The organism is Knoellia altitudinis (genome assembly GCF_042666355.1).
GTDB classification, from domain to species: domain Bacteria; phylum Actinomycetota; class Actinomycetes; order Actinomycetales; family Dermatophilaceae; genus Knoellia; species Knoellia altitudinis.
The window spans coordinates 2436627-2449751 of sequence record NZ_JBHTDK010000001.1 but is presented as its reverse complement, the minus strand read 5'-3'; the positions used below and the strand labels follow the sequence as shown (position 1 = coordinate 2449751).

At 69.9% G+C, this 13125-nt stretch carries 13 protein-coding genes and 1 tRNA gene; 3 read left to right on the top strand and 11 right to left on the bottom strand.

The window, feature by feature from the left end:
* Positions 1-34 precede the first annotated feature (34 nt).
* From ACFQW8_RS11635 to ACFQW8_RS11615, 5 genes are all read right to left on the bottom strand, one after another.
* Entirely contained in the window at positions 35-1060 is a 1026-nt protein-coding gene (locus ACFQW8_RS11635) for a hypothetical protein (RefSeq protein ID WP_380087503.1), read from the bottom strand.
* Positions 1057-2331 carry an MFS transporter gene (locus tag ACFQW8_RS11630; RefSeq protein WP_380087501.1) on the bottom strand — a complete coding sequence of 425 codons (1275 nt, stop codon included), beginning with the start codon at positions 2329-2331 and terminating at the stop codon, positions 1057-1059. Before ACFQW8_RS11630 ends, ACFQW8_RS11635 begins: the two co-directional genes overlap by 4 nt.
* A gap of 201 nt (positions 2332-2532) precedes the next feature.
* A complete protein-coding gene (gene pth, locus ACFQW8_RS11625) occupies positions 2533-3111 on the bottom strand; it encodes an aminoacyl-tRNA hydrolase (RefSeq protein WP_380088665.1) in 579 nt (192 codons plus the stop codon).
* Positions 3112-3245: 134 nt separating this feature from the next.
* On the bottom strand, positions 3246-3950 hold the full coding sequence (locus ACFQW8_RS11620) for a 50S ribosomal protein L25/general stress protein Ctc (protein WP_380087500.1): 705 nt from the start codon (positions 3948-3950) through the stop codon (positions 3246-3248).
* Between the two features lie 224 nt (positions 3951-4174).
* Positions 4175-5218: an EamA family transporter gene (locus ACFQW8_RS11615; protein ID WP_380087497.1), complete on the bottom strand. Its 1044-nt coding sequence runs from the start codon at positions 5216-5218 to the stop codon at positions 4175-4177.
* An 82-nt stretch (positions 5219-5300) separates the two neighbouring features.
* Here ACFQW8_RS11615 and ACFQW8_RS11610 point away from each other — a divergent pair, with 82 nt between their 5' ends.
* Positions 5301-5852, top strand: coding sequence for a CGNR zinc finger domain-containing protein (locus ACFQW8_RS11610; protein WP_380088663.1), 552 nt, complete (start codon positions 5301-5303; stop codon positions 5850-5852).
* Positions 5853-5934: 82 nt separating this feature from the next.
* Here the strand turns inward: ACFQW8_RS11610 and ACFQW8_RS11605 are convergent, their stop codons facing one another.
* The 4 genes from ACFQW8_RS11605 to ACFQW8_RS11590 all read right to left on the bottom strand — a co-directional run bounded on the left by ACFQW8_RS11605 (position 5935) and on the right by ACFQW8_RS11590 (position 10507).
* A complete protein-coding gene (locus ACFQW8_RS11605) occupies positions 5935-6936 on the bottom strand; it encodes a ribose-phosphate diphosphokinase (RefSeq protein WP_380087496.1) in 1002 nt (333 codons plus the stop codon).
* Between the two features lie 2 nt (positions 6937-6938).
* Positions 6939-8423, bottom strand: coding sequence for a bifunctional UDP-N-acetylglucosamine diphosphorylase/glucosamine-1-phosphate N-acetyltransferase GlmU (gene glmU / locus ACFQW8_RS11600; protein WP_380087494.1), 1485 nt, complete (start codon positions 8421-8423; stop codon positions 6939-6941).
* A gap of 139 nt (positions 8424-8562) precedes the next feature.
* The gene (locus tag ACFQW8_RS11595) at positions 8563-10221 is read right to left on the bottom strand and encodes a lysyl oxidase family protein (RefSeq protein ID WP_380087492.1); all 1659 of its coding nucleotides are present in this window, start codon (positions 10219-10221) and stop codon (positions 8563-8565) included.
* Positions 10222-10428: 207 nt separating this feature from the next.
* Positions 10429-10507 (bottom strand) — tRNA-Gln (locus ACFQW8_RS11590).
* A gap of 161 nt (positions 10508-10668) precedes the next feature.
* On the opposite strand from ACFQW8_RS11590, the gene ACFQW8_RS11585 reads away from it, so the two are divergent.
* Positions 10669-11265 (top strand): TetR/AcrR family transcriptional regulator, encoded by a 597-nt coding sequence (locus ACFQW8_RS11585; protein WP_380087490.1) that lies wholly within the window; start codon positions 10669-10671, stop codon positions 11263-11265.
* Positions 11266-11288: 23 nt separating this feature from the next.
* On the opposite strand, the gene ACFQW8_RS11580 is transcribed toward ACFQW8_RS11585, so the two are convergent.
* Both ACFQW8_RS11580 and ACFQW8_RS11575 read right to left on the bottom strand, forming a co-directional pair.
* Positions 11289-11675, bottom strand: a complete 387-nt coding sequence (locus tag ACFQW8_RS11580) for a glyoxalase (RefSeq protein ID WP_380087488.1) — start codon at positions 11673-11675, stop codon at positions 11289-11291.
* Positions 11675-12520 (bottom strand): methyltransferase domain-containing protein, encoded by an 846-nt coding sequence (locus ACFQW8_RS11575; protein WP_380087487.1) that lies wholly within the window; start codon positions 12518-12520, stop codon positions 11675-11677. Before ACFQW8_RS11575 ends, ACFQW8_RS11580 begins: the two co-directional genes overlap by 1 nt.
* 110 nt (positions 12521-12630) lie before the next feature.
* Between ACFQW8_RS11575 and ACFQW8_RS11570 the strand changes: the two genes are divergently transcribed.
* Positions 12631-13122 (top strand): MarR family winged helix-turn-helix transcriptional regulator, encoded by a 492-nt coding sequence (locus tag ACFQW8_RS11570; RefSeq protein WP_380087485.1) that lies wholly within the window; start codon positions 12631-12633, stop codon positions 13120-13122.
* Positions 13123-13125: the final 3 nt, after the last annotated feature.

The following is a 13125-nucleotide window of genomic DNA, read 5'->3' as shown; positions in this document are numbered from 1 at the left end:
CAGGTGCGCCGCGGCGACACGCTGTTCGAAGGGCTCACCTCACGACCGCCGGGGACCACGCTCCACGGATGAGCAGCTCGGCGGGGCGGGAGCCGTCCGCCGGGGCGACCCAGACGTCCGCGGTCGCCCCACCGCCGGGCGGGGCGAGACCGAAGAGGACGCGGCCGTCGTCCAGCCACTCGATCTGGTCGTCCACGCTCCGCGAGGTCTCGACGACCACCTCGGACCCGTCCGCGAGGCGGCGCACCTTGACCTCCCACGTGGTGGGCCCGGTCGCACTCTTGTATGCCAGCAGCTCCCCGGACGGTGACAGTGACGGGCACTCGGCCGCGACGTCGACCATCACGATCGTGCGCTGGTCGATGAGGCCCTTGGCAAGGTACTTCTTGCCGCCCGTCATGATGGTGGCGTAGAAGGACGAGCCGGTTGCGGGGAACGTCACGCCCCACACGTTGACGTCGCTGGCCCGGTAGGGCTTTCCCCGATGACTGATCTGGAACTTCTCCAGGCTCCCTGAGGAGGTCCCGGACACCATGTCGTAGATCTCGGTCTGCGTGGAGAATCTGCCCCCAGCGTAGGAGTGCCCGAACACGAAGGTCGTGGTCGCCGCCCAACGACCATCGGGTGACACCCTTGCCCGGCTGGGTATCCCTGGAGTGGACAAGGTGTGGCGCACCGTCAGATCGGGTTCGAGCAGCAGCACCCGGGCGGTGGTCACGGCCGCGCGGTCGACGTCGATGCAGACCCCGCCCCGCCGGCTCAGGTGGATCCGCTCGCACGAGAGGTGCTGACGAGGCGCCGGGAGCGCACCGGGCTCGTCGTAGGGAACCGTGCCCACCGTGCCGTACGCGGCGTCGTTGGTCGTCCGCCGGAAGGCGATGTAACCGTCGGGGTCCTCGAGGTCGGAGCGGCCCGTCGTGGCCGGGCTGGTCGATGGCAAGGTTGCTGCCGCGAGGTCCCCTCGGCTCCGGGCCGCCACGAGCAGGTAGACCACCGTCACGCCGACCACCACAGCCACCAGCACCGTGAAGGCGACCCCCCTGGTCCGAAAGGAGCTCATCTGGACACCGCCGACGTCAGGTCCTGACGCAGCAGGCACACGGCGATGACGAGCGCGACCGACAGCCCGACCGCCATGACCCGGTAGGCGTCGCTGGAGCCGAGCCTGGTGAGGAGGAGCCCGAATCCCACCGAGGAGACGAACCCGCAGACCCCCACCGCAGTCTGGACCAGGGCCATGCCGGAGGCCCTGGACACGTCGGGCAGGGCCGCGGACACGGCAGCGGCAAGGACTCCGTCGGTCGCTGCGTAGAACAGGCCGAGGAGCAACAACGCCACCACGGTGGCAGTGACGGGGCCCGTCGGGAGCCCGTGGATGGTCGCGTACACGGCGAGCAGTGCCACGTGTCCTCCGAGGTACAGAGGCATCCGGCCAACCCGGTCGGCAAGGCGGCCGACGGGGATGGCCAGGACCGAGTACGCGAGAGCCAGTCCGACGGCGAAGAGCGGGAAGGCTTTGACCAGGCCCGGGTCGCGGTCCAGCAGGGCGATGAAGAGGAACGCGTCGCTGACGGTGAAGAGGGTCAGGAGCCCGGCCAGCCCCACCCGGGTGACGAGGGTGCGAGACCGGAACAGGGCGACGAGATCCGCTCTGCTGAGCCGCGGTGGGCAGGCCGCGAGGCCGGTCGACTGGGCCTTGAGTCGTTTCTGGCGCTCGGGCACCAGCAGGGTCACGACCGCCAGACCGACGAGGGCGAAGGCGGTACTCACGACGAAGACCGCGTCGAAGCGCCCGGGCAGCAGCAGCAGGACCCCGAAGGCGACGAGCGGACCGAGGAGCGCTCCCACGGTGTCCATGGCACGGTGCACCCCGAAGCTGTGCCCGAGGTCGCCCGGTGGTGAGGCCTCGGCGATCATCGCGTCGCGAGGGGCGGTTCGGATGCCCTTGCCGATCCGGTCGAGGGAGATCAGACCGGCTACGGAACCGACCGAGGAGGCGACGAGGAGGAGAGGTCGGGTCAGTGCGGACAGGCCATATCCCATTGACGCGACCAGCTTGGGACGTCCCAGCCAGTCCGACACCACGCCGGCTGCCAGACCTGACACGGCTGACACGCCTCGGTAGAGCCCGTCGACGAGCCCGAACTGGGACGGCGCCAAACCCAGCTGGAGGACGAGGTAGACCGGCAGGATCGCCGTGATCATCTCCGACGAGACGTCGGTGAACAGGCTGGTGAGACCCAGCAGCACCACGACCCGGGGAGCTGCACCAGCACGTGACCGGGGGCCGTCGCGCCCTGCCGCGGGCTGGTGCCGAAGTGAGATGTACACGTGCTCTCCAAGGCGCTCGACCCGGGATCCACACCCTAACCTCCACGCGGGTCTGCTGTTCGCGAAACCCTCGAGAGGGTCGGGCTGGGAGACCGCTGATGACTCCGCGCGTCGCTGAACCCTGATGGTGAGAACCGACATCAGTGCGGGCCCGCAGGTTGAGGCCCTTCGGCAGCGGGAACCGGGCGGCCACAGGGTCGGTCAGCGCGAGTGCACGACCTGCTGCGTCTCGAGCAGCCCGCGGGTCACGAGCATCTCGACGGCATCAGCAGCGTCACCGAGGAGGAACGGGAGCTCCTTGCGCTCAGTGGGTGAGAAGTCCTTGAGCACGAAGTCGGCGGCGTCCTGGCGGCCCGGGGGTCGCCCGATGCCCACCCGGACACGCAGGTAGTCACGAGTGCCCAGCGACTTCGAGATCGACCGCAGCCCGTTGTGGCCACCCTCACCGCCCCCCAGCTTCAGGCGCACGTCACCCGCAGGGATGTCCAGCTCGTCGTGGATGACGACGAGGCGGTCGGGCTCGACCGAGAAGAAGCCCATGAGCGCCTTGACCGGTCCACCCGACTCGTTCATGTAGCTGCTGGGCACGGCGATGACGGCGCTCGGCCCCGGCACTCCCCCGGGGGCCGTGCCGATCCGGACCTGCGCTGCCGCGGCACGCGCCTTGTGCGCGCGCAGCGCGCTCTTCGTCCGCGAAGCCAGCTCGCCGACGACCATCGCTCCCACGTTGTGGCGGTTTCCGGCATACGTCGGTCCGGGGTTGCCCAACCCGATGACCATCCACGTCTCACTCACAACGCACGAGTATGCCGTCCGCACACCTTCCGTCCCCAACCCACCGTGGCCGTCCGGGACGCCAGCAGGCCCGGTCCGCCATGGACCGGGCCTGCTGGTGCGAGCAGTGGAGCTGTGGCTCAGGCGTCGTCGGACTTCTCAGCGTCGCCCTCGGCAGCAGCGTCGCCCTCGGCGCCCTCTGCAGCCTCGCCCTCGGCCTCGGCGGCCTCCTCGTCGGTCGGCTCGTGCTCGATGCCGGCCTCTGCCTCGGCCTCGGCGAGCTCGGCCTCGAGGGCCTCGGCGGAGATCTGCTGGGTGACGTTGACGACGAGCGCCTCGGGGTCGGTGATCAGCATCGCGCCCGCGGGCAGCTCGACGGCGCCGGCGAGGATCAGGGTGCCGGCCTCGAGTCCCTCGACCGAGACGGTGACGGACTCGGGGATGTTGGTGGCCTCGACCTCGACCTGCAGGCTCGAGTTGTCCAGGTTGACCAGGGTCTCGGGGGCGGCTTCGCCCTCGAGGTGCACGGGCACGTCGATGACGACCTTCTCGCCCTTGCGGACGATGACGAGGTCGATGTGCTCGATGACCGGCTTGATCGGGTCGCGCTGCACGTCCTTGGCCAGGGCCAGCTGCTCGTCACCGTCGAGGACGATCGTGAGGAGCGCGTTGGGGTTCTTGAGCGCCATCATGGCGTCGTGACCCACGAGGGTGATGTGCAGCGGGTCGGCGCCGTGGCCGTACATGACCGCGGGGATCTTGTTCTCGCGGCGGATCTGGCGGGCGGCGCCCTTGCCGAACTTGGTGCGGGCCTGCGCCTGCAGCTTGATGGTGTCGTTGGACACGGGGACTCCTGGGAATGGGGGGATCGGTCAGGGACGACGCCGGTGGGGGCTGGGCGTCTGCGGTGGCCTCGACGCGGGACACGGCACGGACAGGCGCGCTGGTCCGCGGAAAGCCACGAGCCCGATGAGCCGTGCTTCCTCTGACCACCGCGTCGATCACGGACGTGCATGACCCGAAACTGTGTGGGCCGTGCTGCGTCCCTCGCCGAGGCAACCAGGGAAGTCTAGGCGACAGGGTGTGGAGCAGGGAAATCGGCGTCGTGTGCCGGGCGCTCGCCATCCGCCGCCACGTCACCATCCGCCGTCGTGTCACCGTCCGTCTCCGTGTCGGCGTCCGCGGTGCGCTCACCGACTCGGACGGCGACCACGCCACCGAGGATGAGCAGCCCGCCGGCGAGCTGGATCCATCCGGGCAGCTCGTCGAGGAGCAGCCAGGCGATGAGCACCGCGAAGAGCACCTCGGAGAGCCCGATGAAGCTCGCGACGGTGGCGCCGACGAGGCGGGTGCCGATGACGCCGACGCCGTAGGCGAGGGCTGCGGCCACGAGGGCGAGCTCGGCGACAGGCACCCACCACGCCGTGTCGACCCCGGCGATCTCGACGCTCGCGCGGGCGGTGCCGTAGTCGATGAGACCCGTCGCGCTGGCCGCGACGAGCACCACCGCACCCACCCCGAGCCCGAAGCCGGCGAGCGCCAACGGCGGCAGCGACTCCTCGTGCTCGTGGCCGGAGGTGACGTAGTAGGTCGCGAGGCCGACGGCTGCGAGGAGCCCCCACACCACTCCGGCCCAGGAGATCTGCACACCCGAGAAGACGTCGAGGACGAGGACGAGCCCGGCCACGGAGAGCGCGACGCCGCCCAGCGTGAGGCGTGACGGGCGGTGACCGTGCCGCGCCCACATCCAGCCGACGACGACGACGATCCCGAGGTACTCCAGGAGCAGTGCCACCGCCACGGACAACGTCTCGACGGCGTTGAAGTAGGCGAACTGACAGCCGGCGACGGCGACTGCACCGAAGGCGATGACCTGACCAGCGTTGCGGCGCAGGAGGCCCCACTGACCCCGCACGGCCCAGACCGCGACCGGCAGCAGGACGACGGCGGCGACCCCGACGCGCCAGGTCACCACACCGGCAGGAGTCCAGCCGGCACCGAGCAGCGACTTCGCGAACGCCCCCGAGGAGCCGAACGCCGCCGACGAGACGACGACGAGGACGAGCCCCAGGAGCACGGACCGTCCCGATCGGTTCTGGGTTCCGGCGTTCATGGCACTCACCTCTGTCAGGAGTAAACTAGATCTATGACCCTTACGAGAACCACGGTAGGGGTAGGCCATGTCAGGAGTCAAGATGCTTTTTGCCCATGACACCGAGCTGGCGCTGCAGTACGCCGCGTCGCTCATCAACACCGCGCCCGGGCACGGTGACTCGATGGTGGAGGACCTCCCCACGGTGGAGTCTCTGGTGAGCCACATGGACGGCTGGCAGTGGAGCGGAGACCGCCCGCGGACCCGCGCTGCGCTCGAGGAGGTCCATGCCCTGCGGCCCCGGCTCCTCGATCTCTGGACGCGCGACGTCGACGGTCTCGTGGCCGGCGTGAACGAGCTCCTCGCCAAGCACCAGGCCCTCCCCCGCCTCGTCAGGCACGACGACCTCGACTGGCACATCCACGCGACCCGCGACGACGAGCCCATCGCCAAGCGCATGGCCGTCGAGGCCGCCATGGCCTTCATCGACCTGATCCGGTCCGGCGAGACCGAACGCCTCCGGGTGTGCGCGGCCGACGACTGCGACGACGTGGTCATCGACCTCAGCAAGAACCGGAGCCGGCGCTACTGCGACGGGACCTGCGCCAACAGAGCCCACGTCGCGGCATACCGGGCTCGTCAACACGCTGACTGAACGTGCGACCTACTGCACCGCAGGTGGGGTGAGCACTCCACCTACGGTGCTGTAGGTGGCGTCGGAGAGCTCAGCCCGGGGGTCAGGCGCGGCCGCCGAAGAGGCTCGTCACCGAGCCGTCCTCGAAGACCTCCTTGATCGCGGCGCTGATGAGCGGCGCGATCGACAGCACGGTGAGGCCGTCGAACTCCAGCTCCGGGGCGATCGGCAGGGTGTTGGTGACGATGACCTCGCGGGCGGCGCAGTCACGCAGCCGCTGCGTCGCCGGCGCGGAGAGGATCGCGTGGGTCGCGGCGATGATGACGTCCTTGGCGCCGTCGGCCATGAGCGCGTCGGCGGCCTTGGTGATGGTGCCGCCGGTGTCGATCATGTCGTCGACGAGGACGCAGACACGGCCCTTGACGAGACCGACGACGCGGTTGGCGACGGCCTGGTTGGGCTGGTTGATGTCGCGCGTCTTGTGGATGAAGGCCAGCGGCGCACCCCCGAGGCGCTTGGACCACTGCTCGGCGACCTTGATGCGGCCCGCGTCCGGCGAGACGACGGCGAGGTCCTCGTGGCCGTACTTCGCCGACACGTAGTCGGACAGCACCGGCTGCGCCATGAGGTGGTCGACCGGCCCGTCGAAGAACCCCTGGATCTGGTCGGTGTGGAGGTCGACGGCGATGAGGCGGTCGGCGCCCGCGGTGTGGAAGAGGTCGGCCATGAGGCGGGCCGAGATGGGCTCGCGCCCGCGGTGCTTCTTGTCCTGACGGGCGTAGCCGTAGAACGGCATGACCACGGTGATCCGCTTGGCGCTGGCCCGCTTGAGCGCGTCGATCATGATGAGGTGCTCCATGATCGCCTCGTTGAGCGGGGCGGCGTGGCTCTGGATGACGAACGCGTCGGAGCCGCGCACGGACTCCTCGTAGCGGACGTAGATCTCGCCGTTGGCGAAGTTGTAGGCGCTCGTGGGGACGAGCTCGGTGCCGATGAGCGCGGCGATCTCCTGCGCGAGCCCGGGGTGCGAGCGCCCGCTGAAGATCATCAGCTGCTTCTTGGGCTTCTTGCGGATGTTGGCCGACTTCGGACGGTCTTCCTTCATCGTCAGGCCTTCTGCTCGGTGTCCGTGGGGTCCACAGGCGATTCGGTATGCCGGGTGCCCGCGTCCGTTGCCGCCTGGGCAGCCTCTGCGGTCGGGGTGCCGGCGCGGGCCCGGGCCACCCAGCCGTCGACGTTCTTCTGGCGGCCGCGGGCGACGGCGATCTGACCGGGCTCGACGTCGCCGGTGAGCGCGCTGCCCGCGGCGACATAGGCACCGTCAGCGACATCCACCGGGGCGATGAGGACGGTGTCGGAGCCGACGAAGGAGTGCTTGCCGATCGTCGTGTGGTGCTTGGCGACGCCGTCGTAGTTGGCGAAGATCGTGCCGGCGCCGATGTTGGCACCCTCGCCGATCGTGGCGTCGCCGGCGTAGGTGAGGTGCGGGACCTTGGCCCCGTCGCCGATCGTGGCGTTCTTGGTCTCGACGAAGCCGCCGATCTTGCCCTTGACGCCGAGCACGGTGCCGGGACGGAGGTAGGAGTACGGACCGACGGTGGCCTGCGCTCCGATCTGCGCGAGGTTGGCCTCGGTGCGCTTGACCTCGGCGCCCTCCCCCACCTCGGTGTCGGTGAGCGTGGTGTCGGGGCCGATCCGGGCATCGGGACCGATCGACGTCGCACCCAGGAGCTGGGTGCCCGGCAGGATCGTCGCGTCACGGCCGATGGTGACGTCGGCGTCGATCCACGTCGTGGCGGGGTCGACGATCGTCACGCCCTCACGCATCCACCTCTCGTTGTTGCGGCGGTTGAGCTCGCGGCCGAGGGTGGCGAGCTGGACGCGGTCGTTGACGCCCTCGGTCTGCCAGAGGTCGTCGATGAGGTGAGCTCCGACCCGGTGGCCGCCGTCGCGGGCGATGGCCAGGACGTCGGTGAGGTACTTCTCGCCCTGGGAGTTGTCCGTGCCGACCTCCTCGAGCGCGGCCCGCAGGACGGCGGCGTCGAACGCCCAGATCCCGGAGTTGATCTCGGTGATCGCCCGCTGCTCGTCGGTCGCGTCCTTGTGCTCGACGATCCCGAGCACCGAGTCGTCCTCGTCGCGCAGGATCCGGCCGTAGCCGCTGGGGTCCGGCACGCGCGCCGTGAGGACGGTGACCGCGCTGGCTGCGGTGGTGTGGGCGTCGAATAGGGCGGCGATCGTCTCGGCCGTCAGCAGGGGGGTGTCGCCGGAGGTGATGAGGACGGTGCCGCTGACGCCCGCAGGGAGCACGAGCAGGCCGCACTCCGCGGCGCGACCGGTCCCCTTGACCTCGTCCTGGTCGGCGATGATCGCGGCCGGGTCCACCTCGGTGGCGTGGGCGGCGACCCGGTCGCGGTCGTGGCGCACCACGACGACGACGCTCTCCGCGTTGCTCCCCCGGGCGGCGGCGAGCGCGTGACCGAGGAGGGTGCGGCCCCCGATCCGGTGCAGCACCTTGGGGGTGGCCGACTTCATCCGGGTTCCCTCGCCTGCGGCGAGGATGATGACAGCGGTGGGCCGAGCAGTGGTCACGAGTGGGGCTCCCGGGGTTCGTGGCGGCGTACCGCGCCACTCTACCGACGAGGAGCGGGTGTGCCGTCCGCGCCCGTTCCTGCCCCCGCCTCGCCGCGCACAACCCTTCCTGCCACGTGGCGGACCGGGCCAGCCGGAGTCACCTGAGCTGGGTCACCGTGCGCTGACCCGGGCTGCCGCCGAGCAGGATCTTGGTGTTCGACACGTTGTTGCTCGTGTTCGCCTCCTTGAGGCGGTTACGGAAGTTTGTCGTCACGCGCACGGAGTAGGCGCCGTTGGGGAGGCCATTGATGTCGAAGGCCTGGCCCGGCAGACCCTGGTAGTACGTGTCACCCCAGCCCGCCGGGAGCACCTGCCGGACCCACAGGGCAGCCTGACCACCGCAGGCGGACCAGAGCCGGTCGGTGTCGACTCGCTGCTCAGCGCCCGGGATCGTCAGGTCGATCGGATCCGTGGCAGCCAGGCAGAAGGCCTGCTTCCCGCTACGGGTGATCGAGCCGTTGGCGGCGACGAGGTCGTACTGGGCGATGTCCTCGAAGTGCCAGTGCAGGTGGCCCTCCCGCGGGTCCCACTCGAACTCACCGGCCGGGTACGACCGCGTCGGCACGCCGTTCCTGTACTCCCACTGGGTCGCCGTCATGGTGTTCTCGTTGACCCGGTAGCCCTCGACGACGAGTGGCCCGGAGCCGAGGTTGGCGATGTTGGCGCCGAACGTCAGCTGGTCGTTGCCCGCCTCGTCGGTGCCCGCGAACATGCCGAACGCCGGCAGCGCCACCATGTCGGGCAGACCGTTGCCCTTGCCTGACTTGTCGGACTTGCCGGCCGCAGCACGGCTGGTCCGCTCCGGGTGACTCCTGGCCTGGGCGATCCGCAGCGCGACCGACGACTGGAGCGTCGCGGTGCGTGCTGTCCTGGCGTTGACATCGGCGGCAGCAGCCCGCACCACCGGGTCGAGCATGGCGGGACCGTGGTCGGAACCCTTCGGCGTCTGGGCGGAGTGCCCTGCGTGCGGGCCGCTGGCAAGTCGACCCATCGCGCCCGGATCTGTGGTCGGCGGCTCCTCCTCGTTGCCCGAGCACCACTCGGGCTCGTAGGGGCACGGCACGGTCGTCACCGTCATGGCGAGCGAGGCAGAGGACTTGTCCGCCGGGATCGCGAACTGGCGGACGTAGGTCGGCGCGATCCTGAGGGTGAGCCGGTAGTCACCGTCGGCCCCGTCGAAGTTGCTGAGCAGCTCGTTGCCCACGGCAGCTGCCCAACCCTTGTCGAGCCCGTAGACGATGTGTCTGGTCAGCTCGGTGCCGCAGTGGTTCGCGAGCAGGGGCTCGGCCGGGCCGGTGCCGTCGAGCCTCGCCTGCATCTCGCCGCCCCAACCGCCGCCCGGGCAGAAGCTCAGCTTCTGTTGCGAGACGACCTGCCCGGTCGAGCTCTTGAGCTCCAGGTCCAGGAAGTCGGGCAGCCCCAGAGACATCGGCCCTCTGGAGGGTGTCTGGATCTTGCGGTCACGCTTGATCCTGCCCTTGTCGTCCCGGTGGACGAGCCAGAGATCCGCGGTCCCGTCCGCGGCTGGCACTGCCTCGATCTGCAGGGCAGCCTTGGTGACGCCGACGAAGGTCCCCAGCTCGGCAAAGATGTAGGGGTCGCCCTCCATGCGCTCGACCTGCAGGTGTGGCGTTGCGACGCGCAACCCCAGCCGCGGGTCGCCGGGCGCCGCGATGGCGCTCCACCCCTGTGCCACACCGACCGTCGTGAGTGCGAGCACCCCTGTGACAGCCACGATCCGACGACTGAACCTCATGCCAAACCTCCCCTTTGACGAAACCCCGATGACACCTTGGGCAGCAGAGGCCGGTGGGGTTGCCCGCAACCGAGACACATCTGCGTATGCCGCTGGGCACACCTTCACAGATCAGGGCGACTTCTCGCTCCGGAAACGCCCAAAGATGGCCCGTGGCGATCGAGCCGGAGGCAGGAGGGGTGGCTCGACAGGTGAGGCTCGACGGTGCTCCCCGGGTAGGAGTCGAACCTACGTCGCTAGTCCTGATTCAAAGTCAGGCGGGCCCTGCCGGCAGACCAACCGGGGAACGATGCGCGGGGCGAGCCCACGGCATACGACGCACAGGTTAGTTGACCCGTGCGCGACCGCGCGCACGGTCCGGATCTGCGGAGAGCGGCACCGGAGGGCACAATGACGCGTGTGAGTCGAGACGAGGCTACGGCCAGGGGGCGAACTCCACGGGGGCGGATGACGGGTGCGCAGCGTCGTGAGCAGCTCGTGGGGATCGGCCGTCAGCTCTTCGCGAAGCGTGGGTACGAGGCGACGACCGTCGAGGAGATCGCCAGCGCGGCCGGGGTGTCCAAGCCGGTGGTCTATGAGCACTTCGGCGGCAAGGAGGGCCTGTACGCCGTGGTCGTCGACCGTGAGATCCAAGCTCTCCTCGGGGCGATCGCCGGTGCGCTGACGTCGGGGGGCGGCTCGCGGGCGCTGCTCGAGCGGGCCGCAATGGCGCTGCTCGACTACATCGAGGGCTCGACCGACGGGTTCCGGATCCTCGTGCGGGACTCACCTCCCGGGCAGCAGACCGGCAACTTCGCCTCGCTCATGTCCGACGTGGCCTCCCAGGTCGAGCACCTGCTGGCCGCCCAGTTCACCCATCGCGCGCTCGACCCCAAACAGGCGCCGATGTATGCCCAGATGCTCGTCGGCATGGTGGCGCTCACGGGGCAGTGGTGGCTCGAGAACCCCAGGGCCAAGAAGCGCGACGTCGCCGCGGCCCTTGTCAACCTCGCCTGGAACGGGCTCACAGGCCTTGAGGCGAAGCCCGAGATCACCACCGGCTGAGGCAGTGCAGTCTGCCCGGATCGTCAGACGATGAAGTCGGCCTTGCGCGTGGCCACCTGCTGGAACTCGAGGCGGTTGCCGACGGGGTCGTGGGTGTGGAAGCGCCGCACCCCGGGGATGGCGTTGTCCCAGCTCACCTCTCCCCCGGCACCGGCGATGGCTGCCGCCAGACTGTCGACATCGTCCGTCGCGAGGCACGGGTGCGCCTTGGCGGCCGGGGCGAAACCGTCCTCGACGCCGCAGTGCAGCTGCTGCTCGCCCGCGGCGAACCACACTCCACCGCGTGCTGCGAGGACCGGCGGCTTCTGCAGCTCGGCCATCCCGCAGACGACGCCGTAGAAGTGGCGCAGCAGGTCCTCGCTGCCTGCGGGACAGGCGATCTGGACGTGGTGGATCCCGACGACGGACATCAGGCGCCGGCCTGGGTGGTGGTGGTCTCCGGAGCGGCGGCGCCCTTGCGGGCGACCGCGAAGACGCGCCGGAACGGGAAGAGGACTCCGACCTCACCTCGCGGGTAGGCCTGACGCAGGGCGGCGGCATAGGGCTCGATGAAGGCGTCCCGCTCCTCCCCCTCGGGAAGGATGTCAAGGACGGGTCGCAGGCCGGTGGCGCTCACCCAGTCGAGCACCGGGTCCTCCGACTCGCCCTCGGGGTCGAGGATGTGCGAGTAGACCGTCTCCCACGCATCGACGGTGGCGCCGAGGCGGCTGAGGAAGGTCAGGTAGGTCCTGGGCTCGCCCACTGCCGGGAGGTCCAGCGCCGCCAGCAGCTCGTTGGCACGGGCATGGGTGGCCGCCGTCTCGCGCATGAGGGCGTGACTGGGTGCGTCGAAGTTGTTAGGGACCTGGAGGGCGAGCCAGCCGCCCGGAGCCAGGGCCTCGACCCAGGCGGGCAGGAGGTCGAGATGGCCCGGCACCCACTGCAGGGTGGAGTTCGTGATGATGACGTCGGGGGTCTGGCCGAGGGCGGCCGGGTCCCAGTGCCTGAGGTCGGCCTGGATCCACTCGACCCGGCCGTCGGTGTCGAGGGCACGGGCCGCCTCGAGCATGGTCTCCGAGTCATCGATGCCGACGACGCGCGCCCCCGGCCACAGCTCCGCCAGGGTGAGGGTCGCGGGGCCGTTGCCACAGCCCAGGTCGACGACCAGCTCCGGGTCGTCGGCGCGCACCTGCGAGACGAGGTCGGCGAACGGACGACTCCGCTGCTCACCGAACCGTGAGTATGCCGCGGGGTCCCAGCTCGGCTGTGTGCGCATCGTGCTTCCTCCTGCAGGTCATGAACGATCCGTGGGCCAGTCTGCCTGTCACTCACTCTCCCGCGACTTTATCTTGATGTCAAGATACTTGACGGGAGTACAGTCGCCCCATGCCCGAGGATGATGTCGACCGTATCGTCTCAGCCTGGCGCCGGGAGCGTCCCGAGCTCGACGTCACCCCGCTCGAGATCCTCAGCCGGGTCTCCCGCCTCGCCCGCCGCCTCGACCTCGCCCGTGGCAGCGCTTTCGCTGAGCACGGGCTCGACGGCTGGGAGTTCGACGTCCTCTCGGCGCTCCGTCGTGCCGGGGCGCCCTATGAGCTCTCCCCCGGGCAGCTCATCGCCGAGACCCTCGTGACGAGCGGGACGATGACCAACCGGGTCGACCGGCTCCTGGGGCGGGGTTTCGTCGAGCGCCACCCGGACCCTCGCGACCGCCGGGGCGTCATCGTCCGACTCACGAAGGAGGGGATGCAGACGGTCGACGCCGCGCTCGACGACCTGCTGTCCCACGAGCGCGACCTGCTCGCCGAGCTCCCCCACGGCGAGCGCAGCGCCCTCGTCGGCCACCTGCGCGTCCTGCTCGCACCCTTCGAGACGTAGCCG